The sequence below is a fragment of the Pseudomonas sp. B7 genome, from assembly GCF_016735645.1.
GTDB classification, from domain to species: domain Bacteria; phylum Pseudomonadota; class Gammaproteobacteria; order Pseudomonadales; family Pseudomonadaceae; genus Aquipseudomonas; species Aquipseudomonas glycinae.
The window spans coordinates 184,019-208,655 of the sequence record NZ_JAERRE010000003.1; the positions used below are offsets into that span (position 1 = coordinate 184,019).

Genomic DNA, 24,637 nt, shown 5'->3' on the forward strand with positions numbered 1-24,637 from the left:
CCCTCTCTGTCCCACTTTTTTTCCCATTCACTCCCCAATTCGTCCCCCACTTCGAGCCACCTGACTGATCAAAAAACGCTCAAAGTCGCGATCCAGAGCGGTGGAGTCCCCGGCTCCCGGGGACGTGGCAAAAGCTGGCACGCTCCTTGATAACAGTCAGGCACCCACCGGGCGATTTCGCCTCCCGGGCACCCTAACTTTATCCGCAAGGAGAGCATCCCATGGCAACACCAGCGTACATGTCGGTTACCGGCGAAAAACAAGGCCTGATCACTGCCGGCGCCTTCACCGCCGACTCCGTTGGCAACACCTACCAGGAAGGTCACGAAGACCAGGTCATGGTTCAGGCGTTCAGCCACGACGTGATCATCCCGCGTGACCCGCAATCCGGTCAGCCAACCGGTCAGCGCGTTCACAAGCCAGTGATCATCACCAAGGTTTACGACAAGGCTTCGCCACTGCTGCAAGCTGCTCTGACCTCCGGCGAGCGCATGAGCGAAATCGTTATCCAGTGGTACCGCACTTCGGCTCAAGGTACCCAAGAGCACTACTACACCACCAAACTGGAAGACGCGATCATCGTCGCCATCAACAACAAAATGCACAACTGCCAGGATCCAGGCAACTCGCACTTCACCCACCTGGAAGAAGTGCAGTTCACCTACCGCAAAATCACCTGGACCCACGAAGTATCCGGTACTTCGGGTTCCGATGACTGGCGTGCTCCAGTCGTTTAATTACGGCTGATCGTTTCAAGCATCGGCCAGCTCTGCTGGTCGATGTTGTTTACGCCCCTCCAGAATTTCGCGTACGTTGACCCGCTTTGCGGGCGTCGACGAGCGCCGCTGTACAGCACGAGGAACAAGGGATGTTCGCGCCGGCCAATGAAACCCATTTTGCCCTGACCATCGAAGGTCTTTCCGCCGACTTTCAGGTGTTTACCCTGACCGGCCGGGAAGCCATCAGCCAGCCTTTCGTATTCGAGGTGGAGCTGGTCAGTGAGCAGCCGTCGCTGGACCTCGAAACCCTGCTGCACAAACCGGCCTTCCTGCAGCTGTCGCCCGACGGCAGCGGCATCCACGGCCTGATCTACCGCGCCGCGCAAGGCGATTCCGGCAAGCGCCTGACGCGCTACTCCGTGACCCTGCGCCCGCAACTGGCGTACCTCGCACACCGAATCAACCAGCGGATCTTCCAGAACCTCAGCGTGCCGAAAATCATCGGCAAGGTCCTCGAAGAACACGGTATCCAGGGCAACGCCTATGAGTTCCAGACCGGTTCGATCTACCCCGATCGCATCTACTGCGTGCAGTACGACGAATCGGACCTGCATTTCATCCAGCGCCTGTGCGAAGAAGAAGGCATTCACTACCACTTTCAGCACACCGCGACGGCGCACAAACTGGTGTTTGGCGATGACCAGACGGTGTTTAAGAAACTGGCGCCGGTGGCCTATCAGCAGGACTCCGGCATGGTCGCCAGCGACCCGGTGATCAAGCGCTTCGACCTGCGCCTGGAAACCCGTACCAGCCGCACCACCCGCCGCGATTACGACTTCGAAAAACCGCGGATCACCCTCGAAAGCGAAAACCGTGGCGACGCCCTGCCCGACCTCGAGGACTACGACTACCCGGGCCGTTTCATCGACCGCGAACGCGGCAAGCACCTGGCCAAACGCGCCCTTGAACGCCATCGCAGCGACTTCCAGCTCGCCGAAGGCAAGAGCGACCAGCCGTTGCTGGTCAGCGGCCATTTCCTCGCGCTGAAAGAACACCCGAAGGCCAAGTGGAATGACCTGTGGCTGCTCACCGAAGTCCATCACGAAGGCAAACAGCCGCAGGTGCTGGAAGAGTCGGTCACCAGTGACACCACCGCCCTGAAAGACGATTTCCATCAGGGCTACCGCAACCGCTTTCAGGCCACCCCGTGGGATGTGCCGAACCGCCCGCCCCTGCGCCACCCGAAACCGCGCATCCTCGGCAGCCAGAGCGCCGTGGTCACCGGCCCTAAAGGTGAAGAAATCCACTGCGACGAATACGGCCGGGTGAAAGTCCAGTTCCACTGGGATCGTGAAGGTCAGGCCGACGACAAGACCAGCTGCTGGCTGCGCGTCTCCAGCGCCTGGGCCGGCGCCCAGTACGGCGGCATCGCCATCCCGCGCATCGGCATGGAAGTGCTGGTGACCTTCCTCGAAGGCGACCCCGACCAGCCGCTGATCAGCGGCTGCCTGTACCACAAGGAAAACACCGTCCCCTACGCCCTGCCGGCGAACAAGACCCGCACCACCTTCAAGACCCTGAGCTCGATGGGTGGCGGCGGCTTCAACGAACTGCGCATCGAAGACAAGAAAGGCCAGGAACAGATCTTCCTCCACGCCCAGCGCGACTGGGACGAGAACATCGAACACGACCAGAAAATCCGCGTCGGCAACGAACGCCACGACGTCGTGGAAAAGAACAGCTACACGGAATTCAAGGCCGAAGAACACCACACCGTCTACGCAGACCGCAAAGTCGAGGCCCGCGCCAACGACCACCTGACCGTGGGCGCGAACCAACACATCAAGATCGGCACCGGACAATTCATCGACGCAGGCCAGGAAATTCACCTGAGCAGCGGCATGAAAGTGGTGCTGGAGGCCGGCGCCGAACTGACGCTGGTCGGCGGTGGCAGCTTCATCAAAATCGATGGCGGCGGCGTGACCATGAGCGGGCCGGCGATCAACATCAACTCCGGTGGTGGACCGGGCAGCGGCACCGGCGCCGCCCCACTGCTGCCGGGCGTGTTGAAGCAGGCGGATGCCGACAAGGCTGGCGCTGTACTGACCCCGGCGCAAATCAACACCCTCAAACGTAATGCGCCGTTCTGTGAAGAGTGTGAAAAATGCAAGGCAGGTGCCTGTGCCATCTAATCGACTGACACCCAAGGATTGGCTGGCACAACAGCCGTTGCAAAAAGATGAGCGTCTGTATCTGGTCATCAGCGCTGCCAGCGATGCCGAAGCGCTCAAGGCCTTGTATCAGAGCGAACCGTCCGTCCAGGCCATTCCCGTCTGGGGCGGAACGCCCTACTCCACCTGGCAACCGGTGATGCCATACGTCGCCGAACTCCAGGCCAACTCGGCCTTCCTGCCCTGGATCACCGAAACCGACGCCCTCGACTGGGGCTGGCTGGCGGTCTCCCGCTCGGAGCCCAACGAAGTTTTCGAACACCTGCGCAGTTTGACCCAAGTGAAAATGCCGGACGGGACCGAAGTGTTTTTCCGGTTTTGGGATGGGCGGCATATCTATCCGATTCTTGAAGGGCTGGGCGAGACGGCCGGGGAAGTGCTGCCGGTGTTTCAGCGGTATCTGATTAATGGACGCAGCCTGGAAGTCGGGCCGAGGGTGGTGCCGAAGGCGAAGGATTGGCCTTGGTGGGAGGTGCCGAAAGACCTGCTGGACAGCCTGATGGCCGAAAACCCCTCGACCGTAATCGGCAACATGATGCAGTGGCTGCTGGATGAGCATGCCGACCTGTACTTCTCGTTCCCGGAATCGAACCTGCAAAAGAAAGTGGCGCGCTTCGTAAAACGCACGCCACTCACGGAAGAAAATTTTACTGGCCTGCTGAAGGCCCATCTGGAAAGTGAGGTGGCTGTATGAGCATTTTGATGGGTGAGATTGTTGCCAATCTCAATGCAAAACAGCCTGATGCTCAGGCCATCATCAGCGACTTCAAGAAGTGTCTGAATGACTACCGCGAACATGCCGAAGCCTGGTACGGCGGCATTCTGGATGCGGAGCAACAGTTCAAGGTCGGTGACGAAGTCGGTACGGCGGACAAGGACAGCAAAAAGGAAAATACCCTTTATGCCAACTGCCCTGCCAACGGCAAACTCAAACTTGTACATAGTTTTGAGTCTGCGCGTTTTGTACCTATCGGCAATACGCCGGTGCGACTGGTGCCGGTGGAGAATGGCAAGCTCTACGGAAAGAACGAAGTCGGTCAACCGATCAACGTCAAAATCGGTCCAAGCGGGATTCTGGAGGTCACCGGCCTCAAACCGCATCAGCAATATGAAATCACTTTTTTCCCGAATCCCACCAAGGCTCAGATCGATAGCCTGTTCAACTCCTATCAAGGCGTAATCGGGGACCTTAGCGGCTGGCTGCAAACAGAGTGGACCACCGACTTTCTGCCACTTTGGCAAGCGCATACCAATGCATCCATGGCTGGACGGGCATTGCAGCAATTGGAGTCGGCGTGGAAGGGGTTCCTCAAGGCGATCATGGGGCTGTGGGGGGACATCAAAAGTCTCTACGACCTGGTTGCACACCCGCGGGAAAACTACGAAAAACTCAAAAAATTCTTCACCGAAGAACAGATAAAGAAGATCTATAACGCTTCAAAAGAAGCCATTCAAACAGCCCTGCTGATCGCCAGTGACGAGCCACTTATGTGGATCTACGTCGCAGCTATCGTAGCGTGGGTCAAAATGCTGCCTCCGCAGACCTGCACTGAAGTGCTGGCAGAACTGACTACGGAAGTACTGCTGAACATCCTGATCGGTATTGTTTTGACGGGCGGGATCGGTTTGGCCGTCCGTATTGGCACCAAGGGCCTTAATGCTGCAAGGAACAGCGGCAAGGTCATGACACTGATTGAAGACTTCACGTCGATGCTGATGAAGATCAGCAAGAAGAATGCGACAGCACACGCCGATACGGCGAAACCGTTGATGCTCAACGGCAATTCGCCACTGAACCAGGCGAGAAAGGCGAGCGTAGAAATTGCGCCTCCAAAACCCGCAGAGACCGCCACACCACCAAAGAAAAAAACACCCGTTTCCGGAGGTGCTGTAGAGACGGATGCGCAAATTCATGCACGCGGCAAGAAGGAAAACAGCACCCGCGCTCAACAACAGGAAAAAGTAGACAACGCGCCCAACCAGTCCAAAAACCCAGCGGATCAACCTGCTCAGTGCGCCGATAAGACCTGCACTAACGGTGAACCGGTATCGATGGTGACCGGCGAGGAATTGCTGACGCTCACTGACGGCGTATTGGGTGGGCTGCTACCCATTGAATGGACACGTCTCTATCGCAGCAGCGCGGTTGAAATCGACGGGCGTCTCGGCCATGGCTGGAGCCACTCCCTATCCCATCGCCTGCAAATCAACGAAGAAGGCGTGTTGTGGACTGATAACGAAAACCGTCAGACCCGCTTCCCGATGCCGACCGAACAACGTCCAGCCATTACCAACAGTCTGGCTCAGGCGGCGATTTATTTGGGCAGCGCGCCGGGTGAACTGATCCTCACCCAAGCAGGAGCAAAACCACGCTTTTATCACTTCCGCGCAGACCGCCTGACGACGGTCAGTGACTCGTACGGAAATAAGGTGCATATCAGCTATGACCTGGTGGGGCGGATCCAGCGCATCGATAACGGTGCGGGCCGCGCGTTACTGTTGCGCTACGACGATCGCCATATCGTTGCCGTTGATCAGCAACAGCAGCGTTCTGAGTATGACGAGAGCGGTGAGCGTCAGGATCCTTGGCTGACCATTCAGAACCTTGTCACCTACCGCTACAACGCTCGCAACCAATTGGTCTCGGCATCCAATGCCGCAGGTGAAACCGAGCATTACCGCTACAACGATCAGCACGTCATTCTTGAGAGGCAACTGGCCGGTGGCGCCAGCTTCTTTTGGGAATGGGAACGTGAAGGCAAACTCTCCCGTTGCGTACGTCATTGGGCCAACTATTCGCAACTGGAAGCTCGCTACGAGTGGGATGACAAAGGCACCGTTACGGTTCACAACGCCGATGGCAGTGAACAGGTTTACGTGCATGACGAAAATGCACGCCTGATCAGTGAAACCGCTGCCGATGGTGCTGAAACGCAAAATGCCTATGACGATGAGGGACGTCTGGTAGCTGTAAAAGATCCAATGGGAGCCATCACCGAGTATCAATACAGCGATGCCGGGCGATTGATGGCTGTCATCCCGCCGGAAGAAGAACCGACCCTCTACAACTACTTCGATGGGCAACTGATTGAAGTCAAACGTGGCAAGGCCCGTTGGCAGTACGACCGCAATCAACAAGGCGACATCACCCAGCAAATCGACCCACTGGGCAACGAAACCCGTTACAGCTACGACCGCCAGGGCCGGCTGCTGGAAATTCATCACCCTGACGGCAGCCGCCATCAACTGGGCTGGAACAATCTCGGTCAATTGCTGGAGGAACGCCTTCCGGACGGTGGTCAGCGCAAGTACCGCTACGATGCACTTGGACGGCAGATCACCCGCCAGGACGAATTCGGCGCCATCACCCATTACCAATGGGACGCCGTCGACCGCCTGACTCAGGTCACCCTCCCCAGCGGCGCCACCCGTGCTTTCACCTACAACCCGTACGGACGCGTCACCGCCGAACGCGATGAGCTCGGCCGCATCACCCGCTACGAATACGCCGACAACTTGCATCTGGTCAGCCGCCGCATCAATCCCGACGGCAGCCAGTTGCGCTATCGCTACGACAACGCCGGCCTGCTACTCACTGAAATCGAAAACGAACGCGGCGAGCACTACAAGCTCGACTACTACGCCAACGGCCTGATCCAGCAGGAAACCGGTTTCGACGGCCGCCGCACCGCGTACGAATACGACCTCAACGGCCAGTTGCTGAAGAAAACCGAATTCGGCGACGACGGCAGCGAACTGATCACCGAATATCAGCGCGATGCTGCCGGTCGACTGCTGGTGAAAACCCTCGCCGATGGCGAAGAGATTCACTACAGCTACGATGCCCTGGGCCGTCTGGTGAATGTCAACGACGGGCACTGGCCGCTTGCCTACGAATACGACGTGCAGGATCGCCTGATCACCGAACACCAGGGTTGGGGCACCACACGTTACGAATACGACAGCGTCGGGCAACTGAGTCACTGCCGCCTCCCCGACGGCAGCACACTCGACTACCGCCATTTGTCAGGCGGACGTCTGAGCAGCATCGACCTCAACGGCTCACGCCTGACCAGCCACCAATTCAGCGCCGGTCGCGAACAGCAGCGCCAGCAAGGCCTGTTGCTCAGCCAATACCAGTACGACGAACAAGGTCGCCTGCAAGCGCACAGCGTCAGCCAGCGTGAAAAAAACCTGTTCCAGCGTCGCTATAACTACGACGCCAACGGCAACCTCGCCGGTATCGACGACAGCCGCAAGGGCAACCGCAGCTTCCACTACGACCCGCTGGACCGCTTGACCAGCGTACGTGGCGCAACACCGGAAACCTTCGCCCACGACCCGGCCGGCAACCTGCTCGGTCAGAACAATGAAGGCACAGCAAATCTCGCAAACGTCAAAGGTAACCGCCTGCTGATGCAGGGTGATCGCCATTACGACTACGACGCCTTTGGCAACCTGATTCGCGAACGCCGTGGCGCTGGCCAGAAACTCGTCACCGAATACCGCTACGACTGTCAGCACCGCTTGATTGGCGCCAGCCTGCCGGGTGGCAGCAACGCATCCTACAAATACGACGCCTTCGGGCGCCGCATCGAAAAAACCGTCGACGGCCAAACTACCGAGTTCCTGTGGCAAGGCGAACGCCTGATCGCCGAAAGTGGCGACAACCGTTACCGCACCTACATCTACGAACCCGGCAGCTTCCGCCCGCTGGCGATGCTCGACGGCGAAGGCCCGCGCAAGGCAACGCCGTTTTACTACCAACTCGATCATCTGGGCACACCACAGGAACTCACTGATTACAGTGGCGAGATCATGTGGTCCGCGAAGTACCGTGCGTACGGCAACCTCGCTGCGCTGGATGTCAGTGAAATCGACAACCCGTTGCGCTTCCAGGGTCAGTATTTCGATGCAGAGACGGGCCTACACTACAACCGGCACCGCTACTACAATCCGGGGACTGGGCGGTTTCTGACACCGGATCCGATCAAGCTTGCGGGTGGGTTGAATAGCTACCAGTACGTGCCTAACCCTACGGGGTGGGTGGATCCATTGGGATTAAGCAGCAACGCTTGCCCAAAGAAAGTTGACACTACGGACTATCAAACTCGAAAAGAGTTACGATCCGATGTCTACAATGCTCAAAGACCGGGCAGTTTCCACAAGACCAAGCATTTGAACGCAAGATCTGCTGACCAAGCGAGAGAGTTAAGTTTAGGTAATGGTTCACGCGGCGGGCAACCTGAAGCATCCTACCTCCCTGACATCGCAAACAATGTCAAAGGCTTTGAAAAACAAGCTGCATATGGAGCGATCAAAGAGGGAAATGTATTCGATCACGGCGGCACCCGTTTTATGTTCTACAGAGCCGAAACCCCCGTCGGATACAACGAAGGCCAACTTACTCACTGGGTAAGGATTGAGCTTACCAACGGCGGAAATAAGCCTGTAATTCACAGCTTCCCCGCCTCACCACAACAAGTTAAGAAATACATGGGAAAAGTTAAATGAAAAGAAAATTAGAGTTCGAGCTACAACCGATACGAGTACCAAGCGACTGGACGATCACCATAAATAACTTATATGAAGTAGAACTCACATCTGAAACGGCTCACTGGTTCAGCAGTTCAGTACTTCTGGGTGGTGCCAGGAAAAGCACTGGTTACTGCTTTGACTCGAGAGTCGAACCTGAGGGTGATCCTAATGGCGAATTTGTCGTAGAATTTTTAACAATTGAATATGATAAAAAAGGGGAGCCTATTGGCGACTCGGTTAGAACGATTGAACTATTCAAAACAAAAAATAAAAAAGAGTATATCGAAAAAATCGAGACTTACATGCTAGAAAACTAAAACTAAAACAAAAACAAAAACAAAAACAATTAAACCAAATAAATTGAAACGAACAGATTTATTTTTCGTTAAAAATAAATCTGTCCGCTTTTCGTGAAATTGGGAACATGGTAAGCCCGTACCACCAACAGGCTTGAAAGACCAACCAAAGACAAACGAATTGGCAAGCAAAAATTTTCACCACCGACAAAAATAAAATTCAAGAATATTGGCTTGAAGAAATATACCCTCGACAAAACTCAATTACGTTCAACAATGGATTGTATTGCTTCTTCGAGCACTCAGCAAAAGAAGAAAAATTAAAAAAATATGGATTCCGGCAAATGATTTCTTGCTAAACCACACTGACATATGCGAGGGCCTCTCGACCATTTATACAGCAGAAGGGTCTAATAACAATTCTTTTACTTGCGGCGAATGCCTAGCCTCCGCGGACGATGGCTTCATTGCACTTTCCAAAAAACACACCGGCGAACTAGTCTGGCTGATCGTATTGAGCGGAACCAATCCATTTGAAAAAATCATCATTCACAACAGCAGCATCCATGTTCAATCATCAAGCGGCACATTAGCAATAGTACCCACTGATCGGCCAGACAACCTTTCCATAGAATGGTCTTAACTAAAAAACAGAATCAAAGGGACAATCTATCCCCTTTTCGAAAAAACAAAATGAAAATTTTTCTCAACATTGAAAACCTGAAAAACTATAACTTCCCTAGTACATTTATAGAATTCGCGACTACGGAACCTGAACCGGACATTGAACCTTGGTGGTTACTAATATATCAAGAGGGACAAATAAATTACTGGCACAACACGCTAAAAAATCTGTATCCCAACCGCACGTTAGTTCCTTTCGCAAAGTTCAACGCCAATGATGATATTGCTTGCTTTGACGGCGATGATTTATCCAGCAATCCAAAAGTGCTAATAATACATGCATATGCTTCAGAGGGGTGGGAGCTTCACGGAGAACATCCTGACTTTAGCGCATGGCTAAAAATAGCGATTGAGACCCATACGGAATGGAATGAAGAAGATTAAAAACTTCCATCTCCAACATCTTCTCCAAACCGGTGTATTCAGTTCTCGCTGGAGAGCGCAATGATTTTCTCAATTGATGTCACAGAGTGCTTTGGCGCGATCGACTCCGATAACGCAGGTGGAGTCATAACTTATATCAGCATTCTACCCATCGAAAACCCTCAAGAAAAATTTCGACTTTCATTATCAAATTTCGTACTAAACCTAATCGACAAGCCCGTCATCTCCTCGATCAACAAACAAAACTCAACATTTTTGAAAAACATGACCGAAGACGGCTTTCTGATAATAAAGCATGCCAGTATTTCCTTTGAATCAATAAAAGGCTACGAAAAGCTTTTGCGCTCGTCAAATCAAGATGAAGGATATTTAATCCACGAGCAACATGGACAAAATTTAAGTACAGGAGATAGAATTTATGATATCAGTGGAAGACTTTCTTCGACGCCAGACATCTCTATCAACCTCGCCTTCATTTCGCCAAAAACTATAACACTTGAATTCAACTCATCAGAATACATATACATAGAAAACTATCTCAACCTCCAGAAATCTTTAGAAAAATTAAATTCAAGAGAAAGATTTTCTCAACCACCTCTTACAGGCCTATTCGATTCCGCATATAGCAACACTCACACCATTAGCCACTTTGAAACTGGATATCGCATTCACAAATAAGCAATTACCTCGCAACTATCCAGCGATTAAAAAACCATGATCTTCAAATCAGAAAACAAAATCATTGACCCAGCCTCTGTAACCTACCGCAGCCTTGGCTTCGGTGAACCTCTCTCCAACAATGCCAAAAAATATACTTTATCAATAAAAATTCACGAACTGCCCGAGCAATTCTACGAGTTAACAAATGCATTCATCGCCGAATGCATACAAGACGATGACAAACAAGGCTACGCCGACATCCCCGAATTACGAGATTGCAATTACCCGCCACTTTCAATCCTTATAAAAAGCAATCCAGACGTAGCAGTAACCCTCATCAAGGACTATTTATTCTTTGAGCTGTTCTATTTGCTATTCCCATCAAAGGGAAAGCTAGAACTGGTAATAAACTCGATTTCCGGAGTTTATTATCTGGACGATACGTTTTACCTATGCGGCGAAACGTATCCCTACCTAAACCCGTAATTGCGTTATTTCCGTCACAGACTCAAAACCCTAAGGCAAAAACACAAACTACTGCTGCCTTTCAATGACTTGTTCCCCGACCTCATACTTAACCACCACCCGATTCCCATACAACCGCTCCCTCTCCACCAACGCCCCCACCTGCCCCTTCTCCCTCACCTCCCGCCAAATCTCATTCTCGCGATACACCCGCTCCCCCTCCCGCACAAACCGATGCCCCACTTCAAACACGTGATACCGATAAGCCCGCTCCCGATCACACAACAATTCCCCCTCCAACTGCGTCTCCCCGACCTTCAACTTCAGCTGAAAGCTGCGATCCGTCGGGTTGTGCAGTACCAGGTCGATGTAGTTGTAGAAGATTGCCGCGCCGGAACCGAATGGCAGGACGCGGCCGTCGTCCGGGAAGGGGTCGAAGCTGTGGTTGGCGCGTTCGATGACGACCAGGGGTGAGTGAATGGCCATCCAGTGGATGAGGTTGCTGAGTTGGCAGATGCCGCCGCCGATGCCGGTGCGGGCTTCGCCGAATGAGAGTTCCATGCCTTCGACGTAGCCGCGTTGGCGGGTCGGGCGGCCGACGAGGCGGCAGAAGGAGAAATATTCGCCGGGGGCGATGGTGACGCCATCGATGGCGGCGACGGCGAGTTTGAGGTTGATGACTTTGTTGTGTTGCAGCGCGAGGTCGGATTCGCCGAGTTTGCGGATCAGTTTTGAGGTGTGTTTGAGATAGCGGTAAGGCAAGCGCTCGGACGTCGTGGCCGTCCGTGCGTAGCGTTTGCTCGAGCAGTGCCAGGCAATGTGGCGGAACAGTCTTTTTTGCCACACGCGTAGCCAGTAGAGGGCCGGGTGGTAGAGGGAAAGTGGTTTCATCCGTGGCGAACGGCGCGGGCCGTTGTCTTCCTTGAGCTTGAAAGGGCGGCGCATCTTACCGTGTAACCGCGCTGGGTCGCCAAGCGCCTCGCCGATGTCGCAAGCGGTAACAAGTCGCCCGGCCCGGGCGCTCGGAAATTAAGCTTGAACTAAGGTTACGTCCCTACCATCCGGGCCACAAAGCAGCGGTTCTGTGGGCTGATTGCCGTCAGCAGAACCCTTCAACTTGAAGTGAGCCCGGACCATGAGTGCGATCGATTCCACCTCTAAACAACTGCCCGCCTTCAGTCTTGTATTGGTCAATTACAAGACGCCGGAAATAACCCGGATGTGCCTGGAGTTTCTCCAGCAATACGTCAAGGATCATCAAATTCCGGTGTGGGTGGTGGACAACGATTCTGCCGATGAAAGCCTGATTTACTTGCGGTCTCTGGACTGGATCAACTTGATCGAGCGCCCTTCACCCGGCAAGGAAGCAGGGCATATTGCTCATGGCAAGGCACTTGATCTGGCACTTGCGAAAGTTGAAACCGATTACCTGTTTTTGCTGCACACCGACACTTTCGTTTTTGACAGTACTGTCTTTTCGATGATGATGAATGAGTGCATGCAATCTTTGGATACAGCGGCGGTCGGTTGCGTCGAACAATTGGATCGCGGCGTCCTTAGAGACACCTGGCGTTTGTCTTCGCGTTATTTCAAACACTATTTCCGCCGGGCAAAACAGCACTTGGGGTTGCCCTCCCGAGATCCAAAACCCTACCGGGAAACTCACCTGAAAAGCTTCTGCACCTTGTGGAATGCACGGCTGATCAAGGCTCACGGGCTGCATTTTTCGATGGACGACCGAGTCCCGGGATACACGCTGCAGGATCGTTTAAGCAACCTTGGCTACGGCATCAAATGCCTCTCGCCGCGGACGATTTTCCGCTACCTGGATCACATTCAAGCCGGCACCGTGGCCGCGATCGGTGGATACGGCAAACAGCACCGCCGCACCACCATGTATCAGGAAACGCTCAAGCGCCTTCAGTTACAACAGGGCATGCGACCCGCCAAATCGTAAGACAATAAAAAAGGGCGACTTCAAAGTCGCCCTTTTTTGCTTCTGAATTCTTTGGTTTCCACTCCGAGGAGGTGTTCGCCCAGTGTAATGGCCTGGCAATCCATGCACCGGTAAAGAGCCCTGACACTGGGCGAACGGGAGGGATTTTAATGGAAGTTGGCGGATATGTCGTGCTAATTGAAGATGAAATTTATGTACTGAAAAGTTAAAGGACGTTGCTTACCGATTTTTCCCGACAAACTTTCTGAACTCACCCGCCCGAATACTTCATATGACTGTTCTCATACAATTACTTGTACAAGAACAGCCATTCTGTAGAGTCAATACTCAACTTTCATGCTGACTGGTCACTTTTAATACATCGGTGTAAGTGACCACGACGCTTTGCCCGACTTTCAAATCTTTCAGTTTGGCCTGAATCTCAGGCTTTTCTACGTTGAGGGTTTTCGACTGGCCTGAAGGGTTTTCCAGGGTGACCTGGTTTGTCGCCAAATCAATTTTGGTGATTTTCAACTGGACCTGAACCTGGCGGAATGCCTCGCCACCGGGGTTGCTGCTGCCCACGGCGTTGCGCAGCTCGCCAGTACGCTCGGTGGAGCCAGGCAGACCTTTATCCACGTCGGTATCCAGATAAGCGGCCACAGAGCGGGTTACTTCGATCTGAACCAGATCGCCCACTTTCAAATTACCGAGGTTTTTCGCCTTGTCGCTGAGCTGAATGTGCACTTGGCGACCTTCCGCGCCTTCAAGGACCACTTGATGATTGGCCGGGTCAACCGCCAGCACTTTGGTGGTGACACGGTCGGCCTCGACAGCGGCCGACAGCGGGATATCGGCGGCCGTCGCCGAAAGGCTGGCAGCAGAAAGGACGGTAGCAAGTGCTATGGCGTGCGTCAGTGCTTGGAGCTTCATAAGCGATACGTTCCCTGTGATGGATGGCAGCACCCATCGCCAACGTGGTCAGCGACGGATGTGCCAGTGAGCATAGACGCCCTTCAGGGTTTGTTCCGCGATCGTTGCGCAGTGTCCTGCGCCGTGGACTCGCCACTGGCGGTGCCTTTCCCGGAGCTCTGCCGCTGTTTGGGATCGGTGGGACGTAGCGCGTCGTTGTCGCGCTCGGTTTCACCCGGCGGACGAGGTTCGTCAGGGTGTTCGCTATCAGGGACAGTGTTCATGCCGGGCCTCCTCAGGCTTCAGGGTCGTCGAGTTCCCGCGCAACGTTCACGGCGGGTGCGTCCTTGTGCAGGTCATCGGCCTTGGCTCTGAGGATCTGCCACTGCTCAAGATCGATGGCACCTTGGCCGAGCAAATCGTCAGCAATGCGCTGCAGATCGAAGTAATGGGCATCCGGGGATTGTTGCCAGTACGTCTGATCGTCAAACATCTGCTGCCAGGTCGTCAGGTCTGGAGATTTCAGTTCCTCGCTCATGGATCGGATCCTCGGCCATGTTTCTCGGTAGAGGGAGCATCCTCGACAGAGTTCCAATCGATCCATTCGCACGCATGGCGCGCGAAATCAGTACCCGGTCATCTCCAGATAGCCCTGCCCGCCCCGATTGCCGCTCAGGCGCACCGGCCCTTCCCAATACGGAATGCGCAGGTTCATCCAGGCATCGGGGTTGATTGCATCGAGGGTGATCTGCAGATTTTTTTGCGGAATCTCGATCGACCAACGCACCGGCATCGAACGGCCGGCGACCTTCGCAGTGCCTTGCGGGGTCAGCTTGATCTGCTCGGCGTGCAGGGTTTCGGTCTGGCCATCGGCGGCAATCCACGTGCCGGTCAGGTACGGCGCCCCTTCCTTCTGGCGCATGCGGTACAGCATGACGTGTTCGCCGCTGTCCAGATGCAGGGAAAACCAGTCCCAGCCCGTCTGGTTGGCGGTCAGCGGCTGGCTGCTCCATTCGCGGTCGAGCCAGGCCGGGCCGTTGACGGTGTAGGTCTGGCCGTCGATCTGCAGGGTTCCGCTGGCCTGGAAAAACGGCTGGCTGTAGTAATACGACGCCTGGCCCTGTTCGGATTTCTGACTGAAACCCTTGTCGCCCTGCAGCACCAGCGGGCGGCTGGAGGTCAGGCGCAGTTGGTAGCTGAAATTTTTGTCCATTGCGCTGAGTTGCATGTCGCTCAGCGGATCGCTCGCCTGACTGACGAAACGCCAGTCATCGATCCACGCCTCGAACGGCGCCGCACGCACCCCGGCCTGCCCGACGCCGCCACGGGCATAACGCTCGGCGGCGTGGTGGACGCTGGCCGAGGTCACTGCCGCGTGCCCGAGCCAGATCGTCTGGTTGGCCCAGCCCGGCTGCTGCGGCGAGGCGTTCAGGGCGCTGCGGAATAACGTCCACTGCACGCCGAAATCGTTGCCCTGCGCATCCTTGAGATTGGCCGTCACGTACCACCATTCGATGCGAAAGCCGTCATGGGCGCCGTGATCCGCCGGGAAGCTGAACACCCGCCCCGGCACCACCGGCGTAAACGCCTGTGCCTGAGCGCCCATGCCGGCGAAACCCTTCTGCTCCGCTGTGGGGTTGTCGCAACCACCGAGCAACAACGCCAAAAACACCAGCGCAAACCTAGTCCTCATGAGCAAACGTCCTCAGCAAGTCCGCCGGTTGCGTGCGGTACAGCGAATACAGCGGCCACGCCGAGGCCAGCAAGGTCGCCAGCAGCGCCAGCCCCATCAGTTGCAGCAACTGCCATGGAAACACCCGCAGCGGCAGACGCCAACCAAAGGCCTGCACGTTGATCACCGCGTCCAGACACCACGCCAGACCGATGCCCAGCGGCAAGGCCAACACCAGCGTCAGCAGCGCCAACAGCCAGGTTTGGCCGAGGTTGAGCAGCATCAATTGTCGTCGCGTCACGCCCAAAGCCCACAACGGTGCGAGCTGACCGAGACGGCTCTGGCTCTGGGTCAGCAGGCTGATGAACAGCGCCACGCCGGCGACGGCCAACGTCAGGCTATTCAGCGCGGCGGTCGCGGCGAAGGTGCGTTCGAAGACTTGCACCGACCAGCCCTTGAGCCGCGCCTGATCGACGATCCGGCTGTCATCAAGCTGGAAGCGTGCCTGCAAGGCCGTGAGCAGCGCCGGGATGTTCGGCGGGTCGATGCGCAGGTTGAAGCGGTTTGGCGTCAGCTGTGGCCAGCCGCGCAACAGGTGATTGCTGTTGACCAGCACATGGCCCTTGGGATTGCCGTAGTCGGCGTAGATGCCGACGATGCGCGGCGACCACGACCCGCCCGGCGTGGGGATTGTCAGGTGATCGCCCGACGTCACTTTCAAGCGACGCGCCAGTTGTTCACTGAGCATCACCGCATCGTCCTTGGCCAGCGCCGCCCACGGGTCGTCTCCTCGAGATTCGAGCAACGGCCAGTGCTGGCGATAGTGCGGATGATCGATGATGCCGAACACGTCCGCCGGCCAGCCTTGCAGCGTCACCGAAACCTGCCAGTTGGGCATGATCGCGGTGACGCTCGGTTGCTGTTTGAGCCAGGTGGACAGCTCTCGTGCCTGCGCCGGGTTGCTCGGGTTCAGATAAAGCTCGGCGGTGAGCCGTTGTTCGAGCCAGTCGTTGAAGGTCTGGCGGAAACCGGCGGTCATGCTGCCGGCGCCGATGTTCGCCGCCATCGCCAGCAGCAGCGCCATCAACGCCAGACTCAGCGCCGGCAATTGCTGACGGCAATCGGCGAGAAACCACTGCCCGAGCACCGAGCGGCTACGCCCGAGCAACCCGTTGAGCAGAGCACTGAGCAACACCGGCAGCGCCAGCGCGGCGCCGAGCAACAGCCCCGCCATCAACACAAAACCGCTGGCCAGGCTGTTGCCCCACACCAGCGCGGCCAACGCAATCACTGCACACACGCCCGCTACCCAACCCTGACGCCGCAACCAGCGCGCATGTTGCTGATGCCAGGCCTGCGGATCCGCCACCGCCAGCAACGGCAGACGCGCCGCCCGCAGCAGACTGTTGGCCCCGGCCAGCAACGCGCCGAGCAGGCTCAAGCCAATGCCGCTGAACCACCACCAAGGACTCAGACGCAACTGCCCCGCCACTTCCGCGCCGTACAGACCGCGCAGGCTGGCCGCGACGTCCGGTAACAGCACGCTTGCCAGCCAGTAACCGCTGACCACGCCGAACAACCCGCCGATCAACGCCAGCGCGCCGAGTTCGACGATCAGGCAAGCGATCAGCATCCGCGCGCTGACCCCGCAGGCCCTCAACGTGCGCAGCAATCCCCGGCGCTGTTCCAGCGCCAGACCGATGGCCGCGTGAACAATGAACAAGCCGACGATGAACGAGAGAAACCCGAGCGCATCGAGGTTGAGGTGGAAGCTTTCGGTCAGTCGCGCAAGGTTGTTTTCCTCGCCACTGCTCTTGAGCTGCAACTGGCCCTTGAACGCGGCCGGGACGTCGGCGTGAAAATCCTTCGGCAACAGCAGACGTGACAGTTGATCGGACTGTTCGAGCACGCGCTGAGCGACGCCAATGTCCACCAGCAGCACGCCGGGGGCCATGTCGGTTTGCGCTCGCAGCGGCGGCAACGTCTGGCCGGTTTCGGTGGCCGGGGTCGCGCCCTCGGCGAGGTTCAGCGCACGCAACGTCTCGGGAGAAATCCAGGTGCTGCCCGGCGGGCTAAAGAACTCGACGATGCGCTCGATTGGCATCGCCTGCCCGGCCACCGCGCTGTCGCCGGGCAACGACACAGGCTCGATGCCCATCAATTGCAGGCGCTGGTTTTCGTGGCCCTTGAGTATCAAGCGCCCTTGCAGCATCGGCGACACCGGCCAGCCTTGTCGCCGCAGGTCGATGAACCATTGTTGCGGGAACGTCGCGCCGTTCGGCGTGCTCAGACTGGCCTGGGGTTCGCCGCCGATCAACTGGCTGGCCCGGGCGTAACTGTCCCGCGCCTGACTGTTGAGGGCTTCGACTCCGGTCAACAGGCTGGTGGCCAGCCACAACCCGGTCAGCACACTGAAAAACTGCACCGGATGGCGTCGCCAGTGACTGAGCAGCGCCATCAGCGCGTGCCGGAAAACCTTCACGTCAACCGACCGCTGGACAGCACCACGCGCTCCGCCAGCCGCGCCGCCACGCGCTGACTGTGGGTGACCATCAGCAAGGTGGTGGGTGTGTCGTCGAGCAATTCCAGCAACAGTCGCAGCACTTCGTCGCTGGTGGCTTCGTCGAGGCTGCCGGTGGGCTCGTCGGCCAGCAGCAGTTTCGGTTGCGCGGCCAGCGCCCGACCGAGCGCAACCCGCTGTTGCTGACCGCCGGAAAGTTGTTCGGGATAGCGCTTGAGCAATTCGCTCAGCCCCAGACGCTGCACCAGATGATGCTGCCAGCGCGGGTCATGCCGCCCGGCCAGACGCGCCTGAAACGACAGATTGTCTTCGATGCGCAGGCTGCCGATCAGGTTGTACTGCTGGAACACCAGACCGATTTCGGTGCGCCGCCAGTTGGCCAGTTGCGCCTCGTTCATCCGGTCCAGCCGATGTTCGCCGCTGCTGATGCTGCCGCTGTCGACTTTGTCGAGCCCGGCGATCAGGTGCAGCAGCGTGCTCTTGCCGCTGCCCGACTCGCCCATCAGTGCCAGACTGCTGCCGGGCCTGAGCGTCAGGTCGATGCCTTGCAGCACCGGCAACGGGCCTTGCGGGGTGAGGTAGCTTTTGAAGACGTTTTGAACCTGGAGCATGCCGCCATCCGATCGATCCGTGTCGACCAAGGATAGCGGATACCGACGCGTTACTGACCCACCGCCACACTCGTCGGCGCCTCACCCGGTGTGACGATGCTGTTCAGATCGATGTGCTTCCATTCGGGTTTGGCCCCCAGACGCGCGTTGAAGCGGTAGTTGAAGGTGAATTCGTCCGTCGTCGCCACGCTCAGCGGTTTGCCGTACACCGCTTCGATTCCCGGCAGGTCGTAGCCCATCAACTGCAACAGGGTCGGAAAAATGTTGTAGTGACTGGAGCGATCCTTGTTCGCCGCCAGTTGCGCCGACCAGTCGAGCGTCTGCAACTGCTCGCCCTGAATCACCACCAGCGGCACCAGCCCTTCTTCTTCCACCGGATCGCCGCCGCAGTGGGTGTTCAGTCCCGGATTACCGCGTTCGTGCAGATCCTGGCCGTGATCCGAGGTGTAGATCAGCAGCGCGTTGTTCAGATTGGCCTGGGCAAACACCCGCGCGAAGAACTCGCCGACATTCCACAGCACGGTGTTCTTGTAGGCATTGCGATACAGCAGCCAGTCATCCGGCTGACCGTTGAAACCGGTGCGCTCGCCGGTGTCGGCGACTTCCGTGAACTGCCCGCGGGGCAAGGTCGGACGGTAGGCCATGAAGGCGTCCGGGTATTTGTCGTGCACCGGGAAATGTGCGCCGACCTTGTTGATCAGCACCAGCTCCGGTTTACCGTCGTTGAGCAGTTCGATCAGCTTGGCGGCGGCGGCCATGTCGCGCTCGCGCACGCTGGTCTGGTCGAATTGCACGAATTCGTCGATGTCCTTCTTCTCGGCATCGTTCATCAGGTTCTGCAGATTGCCGCCGGTGCGCTGAGCGTCGATGTACACGGTGCGCAGGCCGGCCTTTTTCGCGTACTGCCAGATCGACGGCAGCGTGCTGTTGATGCGCATGTAGTCGGCGCGGGTGCCGCCGTAACGCAGGGTGATGTTGGTGTCGGCGCTGCAATTGGCGATGGACGCCGCGTAGCCGTAATTGAAAATGTCGACGCCCGGGCGGGCCTGCTTGAGGTTGCTGTGCACGCCGAACGGCGCGTTGATGTCCAGGTAATTGCCGGAAATGCTCTCGTCGATGATCAGCACGATGTCGTGGCCGACCGCCGGGCCATTGCGCGCCAGGGTCACCGGCTCACGCGGGCCGACAGTGTTGTGCAACGCTTCGTAGCCGAACAGGTTCAGATAGGCCAGCGGCGTGTACATGATCGGCAGGCCGCGCGCGCCCTCGCCGGCCCGCACGAACAACACCGCGCTGAGCAGCAACACACCGCAGAGCGGCGCAGCGATCCGCAAGGCATTGGGAACAGTGATCGCGTGCCGTGGCTTGAGACCGATCCCGAACAACAGCAGCAGGCCGTTGAGCAGCCCGTGAATGATCGCCCCCCGATACTGATACGCCGCTTCCTGAATGAAACCGCCGGAGTACACCAGCGAGACAAAACTGCTATAGGTCAGGTAATCGGCGGTCACCCTCGTATAAACATCGAAGAACACCGCCGAAACAAACAGGGTTAATGCGAACAAATGCCGAATGAAAGTCTGACGTATATAGGCCGTTAGTAATAACGCGAAAGTCAGCGTCAAAAACATCGCGCCAAAAAGAAGTACTGCCAGACCAATACCCATCGCACTTAAGCGGTCAAGGTAATATTCGGAATAAAGCAATAGATAAATAATTAAAAGCAGTTCTTTCAGATATCGAAACATGGCGATTCCGGATGTGTCCGACGAGGCATTGTCAAGGGTTTGTCGGTCAAAACCTGACACTAGCACCGGGCCATTAAAGCGCAAGAAATGTCGGACATAATCAAAAAGCGTCAAAAAACTGTTGACTCAAATCTGACACACCCAAGTCGTTAAAACCCTTGAATTTCGCGGCTTACGACCGTTTATCGTTTTCTTCGGAATGTGAAAAACCCGTCAAGAACGGGACAAATCCATCTACAGCAAGCACTTGATGGCCTTTCGCCCCCAAAAATGGGGGTGTTATACCCTTGCAACATGTCATTTTGCTGACACGCTTTCCCCACGCTGCGCTATACCCCTTTTGACAGTTCATTTTCGATCTTCCATCACCGTCTTACGAGGCACGCCAATATGGACGTGAGCGTATTTGGTACGGGCTATGTTGGCCTGATACAAGCAGCCGCACTTGCCGATGTCGGACATCGCGTATTGTGCGTCGATATTGACCCGAACAAGATTAAACAACTGCAACAGGCAGTACCGCCTATTAGCGAACCGGGTCTTTCGGCAACTTTGGAAGAAAACATCAAGGCCGGGCGTTTGTTGTTCAGCACCCAGGCCAGCGATGCGGTGGAACATGCCGGACTGATCTTCATCGCCGTGGGCACGCCGGCCGACGAAGACGGCTCCGCCGACCTCAGCCATGTGCTCAACGTGGCGCGGCAGATCGCAAGCTGCATGGAGGACGATCGGACGCTGATCATCAAATCCACGGTGCCGGTCGGCACGGCGGATCAGGTGCTGCACACCGCTGAAGAAGAACTGCAGCGTCGCGGCAAAAACGGTCTGGCGGTGCGGGTGGTGTCCAACCCCGAGTTTCTCAAGGAAGGCAGCGCCCTCGCCGACTGCATGCGTCCGGACAGGATCATTGTCGGCACTCTGGACCCTGAAGCCCGGGAGCAGATGAGCGAGCTGTACGCACCGTTCTGCCGCAACCACGAAAAACTGATGTTCATGGACAACCGCAGCGCCGAGCTGACCAAGTACGCGGCCAACGCGATGCTCGCCACCCGCATCAGCTTCATGAACGAGCTGGCCAACCTCACCGAACTGCTCGGCGCCGACATCGAAGCGGTGCGCAAAGGCATCGGCTCCGATCCGCGCATCGGCTATCACTTCATCTACCCGGGCTGCGGCTTCGGTGGCTCGTGCTTTCCCAAGGACCTGCGCGCCCTGCTGCACACCGCTGAACACAACGGCATGCCGCTGAAACTGCTGCGCAGCGTCACCGACGTCAACGACGCGCAACGGCACATCCTGTTCAGCAAACTCAGGGCGCAATTTCCTCAAGGCCTGGCCGGCAAGTCCATCGCGATCTGGGGCCTGGCGTTCAAGCCGAATACCGATGACATGCGTGAAGCCCCGAGTCGTTACCTGATGGAAGCGCTGTGGGCCGAAGGCGCCAGCGTGCAGGCCTACGATCCGGAAGCGATGTCCGAGTGCCGGCGCATTTACGGTTACCGCAACGACCTGCACCTGTGTGCCACCCGCGACGACACCCTGGAAGATGCCGATGCACTAGTGATCTGCACCGAGTGGAAAAACTTTCGTGTGGTGGACTTTGAACTGCTCGCCGAGAAGCTGCGCGCGAAGGTCATCGTCGACGGGCGCAACCTTTACAACCCGGAACAAGTGGCGGCCGCCGGCCTGCATTACAGCGGTATCGGTCTGCGCCACATCGCGCCCGACGAGGGGCGACCATGAACTTCCTGTTACCCACTGCCTATCGCCCACGCGCCGCTCGCGGCTGACCACCAGCGGAGGACTCCATGACTGGACATGAGAAAGGTGTACCGATCCAACAATTGGTGCGTGACAAACGCATGGATCCGGAACAGCGAATGCGCCTGGACGCGGCAATCCATCGCCAGGGCCAGGGCTGGATGACCGGTCGCGACGGCGGTCGGCCGTGGCAACTGTCGCGCACCAATCGAGTGGTCGCCTGTCTCGGCGCACTCATGATTCTGCTGATGATTTCGCCGCTGCTGATCGGTCTGGCGCTGGTCATCAAATTCACCAGCCAGGGCCCGGTGATGTTCGTGCAGAAGCGCACCGGTTATCGCGGGCGCAAGTTCGGCATGTACAAGTTCCGGACCATGGTCGCCAACGCCGAAGAGCTCAAGGAGTCGCTGCGCCACCTGAACAAGCACGGTGCCGACGCCATCGACTTCAAGATCGACCAGGACCCGCGCATCACCCGGATCGGCGGTTTTTTGCGGCGTACCAGCCTCGACGAATTGCCTAACCTGATCAACGTGGTGACCGGCGACATGCGCCTGGTCGGCCCTCGCCCGACTTCGTTCAACGCCTACCGCTACAAGGACAGTCACCTCGCCCGTCTGGCGATCTACCCGGGCATGACCGGGCTGTGGCAGATCTCCGGACGCAGCAACATCGACTTCGACCAGCGCGTTGAGTTGGACCTCAGCTACATCGCCGAGCAGAGCCTTCTGCTTGATCTGAAGATTCTGTTGAAAACCCCCTTCAAAGTATTCAGCGGCCACGGAGCAAGCTAATGGACGGTTCAACCAACAAAAGCCTGAGCATCGCCAGCCCCAGCGAGTCGAACCTGACCTCGACCGTGCTGGACCTGGATCTGCGGATCCTGTTCCTGACCGCCGCCAACCCCGGCGCCGGCACCACCACCAGCGCCCTGGCGCTGGCCAGTCAACTGGCGCAAATGAGCAGCGGCCAGGTGCTGTACGTCGACGCCAGCCAGTCGGCGAGCAACCTCACCCAGCAACTGAACCTGAGCAAGGAGCGCGGCCTGCGCGACCTGCTGTTCAACCCGGACAACCCGCCGCTGTTGCAGGACTGCGTGGTGCAGGTGTCGAGCCTGCCGTTTCACGTGCTGCCCAACGGTCGTCCGATCCGCACTACAGAACACCTGACTGCCGAGCGTCTGAGCCCGCTGCTGGATCAACTGGGCGCTCAGTACCGCTTTGTGGTGATCGACGGCGACGCGGTGTATTCCGCCGCCGACACGCTGGTCATCAGCACCCAGGTCGACGGTGTGGTGTTCGTGGTACGCGCCGAAGACACCCGCTGGGAAGTCGCGCAAGCAGCCGTGCAGCGCTTGACCCAGGCCGGGGCAAAAGTGGTCGGCAGCGTGTTCAACCGGCGCAAGTACTACATGCCCAAATGGCTCTACAAAAACCTGTAAGCAAACGCGAGGGATGACGCCATGAACGCCAAGATACTGGTTCTGCTGATGCTGCCGCTTGCAGGTTGCTCGAGCACTTCCGAAACCCAGAACATGCCGGTGAACATTCTCACCGCCACCCCGGCCAACGCTCAGGCCACCGACATGCCGAAGGTCGAGCAGACCCTGCGCCCGCAGGATGTGCTGGACGTGATCTTCCACATCAGCACCAGCGGCTCGGACGCTTATCGCGTGCAGTCGGGGGACCAGATCGGCCTTAACTTCACTGCTGCCAGCCAGCTCAATGGCAACCAGTTGGTGCTGCCGGACGGCACCATCGAACTGCCGGGCGCCAACACCTCGGTGAAAATTGCCGGGCTGACCAGCGAAGAAGCGCGCCAGGAAATCCAGCGCGCCTATCAGCGCAAACAACTGTTCCAGCCCAACCGCAATCAGTTGACGGTGCAGATCATCAGCCCGCTGACCAACGAGCAGAACCTGAAAAGCGCCCTCAACCACCCGGCCACCGGCATGAGCCGCGAAATCACGGTCGGCACCGACGGCTACGCCAGCTTCCCGGAAATCGGCGCGGTGCCGCTGCAAGGCATGACCGTCAACCAGCTCGAAGCGTTCCTCAACAAGAAGTACGCGCAACTGCCAGGAAGGATGACCGTGGACGTGCTGCTCAAATCCACCGCCGGCAATGAAATCTACGTGCTGGGCGAGGTCGGCCAGCCGGGTTCCTACCCGATCCGCCGGCCGGTGTCGGTGCTGGAGGCGCTGACCCTGGCGCGCGGCACCAACGTCAAGGCGCGGCTCGATTCGGTGGTGATCATGCGCCGCAACGGCAATCAGGTGCAGGCCGTGCGCTACGACGTCGAGAAAGCATTGTCGGGCGAGGCGCCGCAAATCGCCTATCTGCAACCGGACGACATGCTGTACGTGCCGAAAACCAAGCTGGCCAGCGCTGGCGAACTCGCCCGGCAACTGGCCGACGTGGTGCTGTTCCAGGGCGTGGGCTTCAGCTTCGGCTACCGCGTCGACAACAAAGACAGCAACAACAACTGACTCTCAGGTGA

General features: G+C 57.4%; 21 protein-coding genes. 13 read left to right on the top strand and 8 right to left on the bottom strand.

The genetic code is table 11. The annotated features are described in order from the left end of the window. Positions 1 to 221: 221 nt before the first annotated feature. The 8 genes from JKA62_RS09495 to JKA62_RS09530 all read left to right on the top strand — a co-directional run bounded on the left by JKA62_RS09495 (position 222) and on the right by JKA62_RS09530 (position 10,998). On the top strand, positions 222 to 737 hold the full coding sequence (locus tag JKA62_RS09495) for an Hcp family type VI secretion system effector (RefSeq protein ID WP_003226246.1): 516 nt from the start codon (positions 222 to 224) through the stop codon (positions 735 to 737). A gap of 131 nt (positions 738 to 868) precedes the next feature. Further along, positions 869 to 2,911 (top strand): type VI secretion system Vgr family protein, encoded by a 2,043-nt coding sequence (gene tssI, locus JKA62_RS09500; protein ID WP_201817570.1) that lies wholly within the window; start codon positions 869 to 871, stop codon positions 2,909 to 2,911. Next, on the top strand, positions 2,901 to 3,644 hold the full coding sequence (locus tag JKA62_RS09505) for a DUF4123 domain-containing protein (RefSeq protein ID WP_201817579.1): 744 nt from the start codon (positions 2,901 to 2,903) through the stop codon (positions 3,642 to 3,644). The genes tssI and JKA62_RS09505 overlap by 11 nt, the downstream gene beginning before the upstream one ends. Beyond that, positions 3,641 to 8,464: an RHS repeat-associated core domain-containing protein gene (locus JKA62_RS09510; protein WP_236676492.1), complete on the top strand. Its 4,824-nt coding sequence runs from the start codon at positions 3,641 to 3,643 to the stop codon at positions 8,462 to 8,464. Before JKA62_RS09505 ends, JKA62_RS09510 begins: the two co-directional genes overlap by 4 nt. Next, positions 8,461 to 8,805 (top strand): hypothetical protein, encoded by a 345-nt coding sequence (locus tag JKA62_RS09515; protein WP_201817582.1) that lies wholly within the window; start codon positions 8,461 to 8,463, stop codon positions 8,803 to 8,805. Before JKA62_RS09510 ends, JKA62_RS09515 begins: the two co-directional genes overlap by 4 nt. A gap of 672 nt (positions 8,806 to 9,477) precedes the next feature. After that, positions 9,478 to 9,852: a hypothetical protein gene (locus JKA62_RS09520; protein ID WP_201817585.1), complete on the top strand. Its 375-nt coding sequence runs from the start codon at positions 9,478 to 9,480 to the stop codon at positions 9,850 to 9,852. 60 nt (positions 9,853 to 9,912) lie between these two features. Then, positions 9,913 to 10,530, top strand: a complete 618-nt coding sequence (locus JKA62_RS09525; RefSeq protein WP_201817588.1) for a hypothetical protein — start codon at positions 9,913 to 9,915, stop codon at positions 10,528 to 10,530. A 36-nt stretch (positions 10,531 to 10,566) separates the two neighbouring features. Next, the gene (locus JKA62_RS09530; protein ID WP_201817591.1) at positions 10,567 to 10,998 is read left to right on the top strand and encodes a hypothetical protein; all 432 of its coding nucleotides are present in this window, start codon (positions 10,567 to 10,569) and stop codon (positions 10,996 to 10,998) included. A 48-nt stretch (positions 10,999 to 11,046) separates the two neighbouring features. Here the strand turns inward: JKA62_RS09530 and JKA62_RS09535 are convergent, their stop codons facing one another. Beyond that, positions 11,047 to 11,868 carry a VanW family protein gene (locus tag JKA62_RS09535; protein ID WP_201817796.1) on the bottom strand — a complete coding sequence of 274 codons (822 nt, stop codon included), beginning with the start codon at positions 11,866 to 11,868 and terminating at the stop codon, positions 11,047 to 11,049. A 244-nt stretch (positions 11,869 to 12,112) separates the two neighbouring features. Here JKA62_RS09535 and JKA62_RS09540 point away from each other — a divergent pair, with 244 nt between their 5' ends. Further along, the gene (locus JKA62_RS09540; RefSeq protein ID WP_201817593.1) at positions 12,113 to 12,934 is read left to right on the top strand and encodes a glycosyltransferase family 2 protein; all 822 of its coding nucleotides are present in this window, start codon (positions 12,113 to 12,115) and stop codon (positions 12,932 to 12,934) included. 327 nt (positions 12,935 to 13,261) lie between these two features. Here the strand turns inward: JKA62_RS09540 and JKA62_RS09545 are convergent, their stop codons facing one another. The 7 genes from JKA62_RS09545 to JKA62_RS09575 all read right to left on the bottom strand — a co-directional run bounded on the left by JKA62_RS09545 (position 13,262) and on the right by JKA62_RS09575 (position 20,377). Then, positions 13,262 to 13,846: a hypothetical protein gene (locus JKA62_RS09545; RefSeq protein ID WP_108560944.1), complete on the bottom strand. Its 585-nt coding sequence runs from the start codon at positions 13,844 to 13,846 to the stop codon at positions 13,262 to 13,264. An 83-nt stretch (positions 13,847 to 13,929) separates the two neighbouring features. Continuing rightward, positions 13,930 to 14,109: a hypothetical protein gene (locus JKA62_RS09550; protein WP_064378946.1), complete on the bottom strand. Its 180-nt coding sequence runs from the start codon at positions 14,107 to 14,109 to the stop codon at positions 13,930 to 13,932. Positions 14,110 to 14,120: 11 nt separating this feature from the next. Then, a complete protein-coding gene (locus JKA62_RS09555) occupies positions 14,121 to 14,363 on the bottom strand; it encodes a hypothetical protein (RefSeq protein WP_041475203.1) in 243 nt (80 codons plus the stop codon). An 87-nt stretch (positions 14,364 to 14,450) separates the two neighbouring features. Continuing rightward, positions 14,451 to 15,518 (bottom strand): lipocalin-like domain-containing protein, encoded by a 1,068-nt coding sequence (locus JKA62_RS09560; protein WP_201817596.1) that lies wholly within the window; start codon positions 15,516 to 15,518, stop codon positions 14,451 to 14,453. Continuing rightward, entirely contained in the window at positions 15,508 to 17,955 is a 2,448-nt protein-coding gene (locus JKA62_RS09565; RefSeq protein ID WP_236676493.1) for an FtsX-like permease family protein, read from the bottom strand. Before JKA62_RS09565 ends, JKA62_RS09560 begins: the two co-directional genes overlap by 11 nt. Positions 17,956 to 17,975: 20 nt before the next feature. Next, complete coding sequence (locus tag JKA62_RS09570; protein ID WP_011333471.1) at positions 17,976 to 18,629, bottom strand: ABC transporter ATP-binding protein; 654 nt, start codon at positions 18,627 to 18,629, stop codon at positions 17,976 to 17,978. 50 nt (positions 18,630 to 18,679) lie between these two features. Further along, positions 18,680 to 20,377 carry a sulfatase-like hydrolase/transferase gene (locus tag JKA62_RS09575; protein WP_011333470.1) on the bottom strand — a complete coding sequence of 566 codons (1,698 nt, stop codon included), beginning with the start codon at positions 20,375 to 20,377 and terminating at the stop codon, positions 18,680 to 18,682. 390 nt (positions 20,378 to 20,767) lie between these two features. Between JKA62_RS09575 and JKA62_RS09580 the strand changes: the two genes are divergently transcribed. The 4 genes from JKA62_RS09580 to JKA62_RS09595 all read left to right on the top strand — a co-directional run bounded on the left by JKA62_RS09580 (position 20,768) and on the right by JKA62_RS09595 (position 24,626). After that, complete coding sequence (locus JKA62_RS09580; protein ID WP_011333469.1) at positions 20,768 to 22,120, top strand: UDP-glucose dehydrogenase family protein; 1,353 nt, start codon at positions 20,768 to 20,770, stop codon at positions 22,118 to 22,120. A 65-nt stretch (positions 22,121 to 22,185) separates the two neighbouring features. Next, positions 22,186 to 22,932 carry a sugar transferase gene (locus tag JKA62_RS09585; protein WP_011333468.1) on the top strand — a complete coding sequence of 249 codons (747 nt, stop codon included), beginning with the start codon at positions 22,186 to 22,188 and terminating at the stop codon, positions 22,930 to 22,932. Then, positions 22,932 to 23,579, top strand: a complete 648-nt coding sequence (locus tag JKA62_RS09590; protein ID WP_011333467.1) for a CpsD/CapB family tyrosine-protein kinase — start codon at positions 22,932 to 22,934, stop codon at positions 23,577 to 23,579. Before JKA62_RS09585 ends, JKA62_RS09590 begins: the two co-directional genes overlap by 1 nt. 21 nt (positions 23,580 to 23,600) lie before the next feature. After that, on the top strand, positions 23,601 to 24,626 hold the full coding sequence (locus tag JKA62_RS09595; protein ID WP_011333466.1) for a polysaccharide biosynthesis/export family protein: 1,026 nt from the start codon (positions 23,601 to 23,603) through the stop codon (positions 24,624 to 24,626). Positions 24,627 to 24,637: the final 11 nt, after the last annotated feature.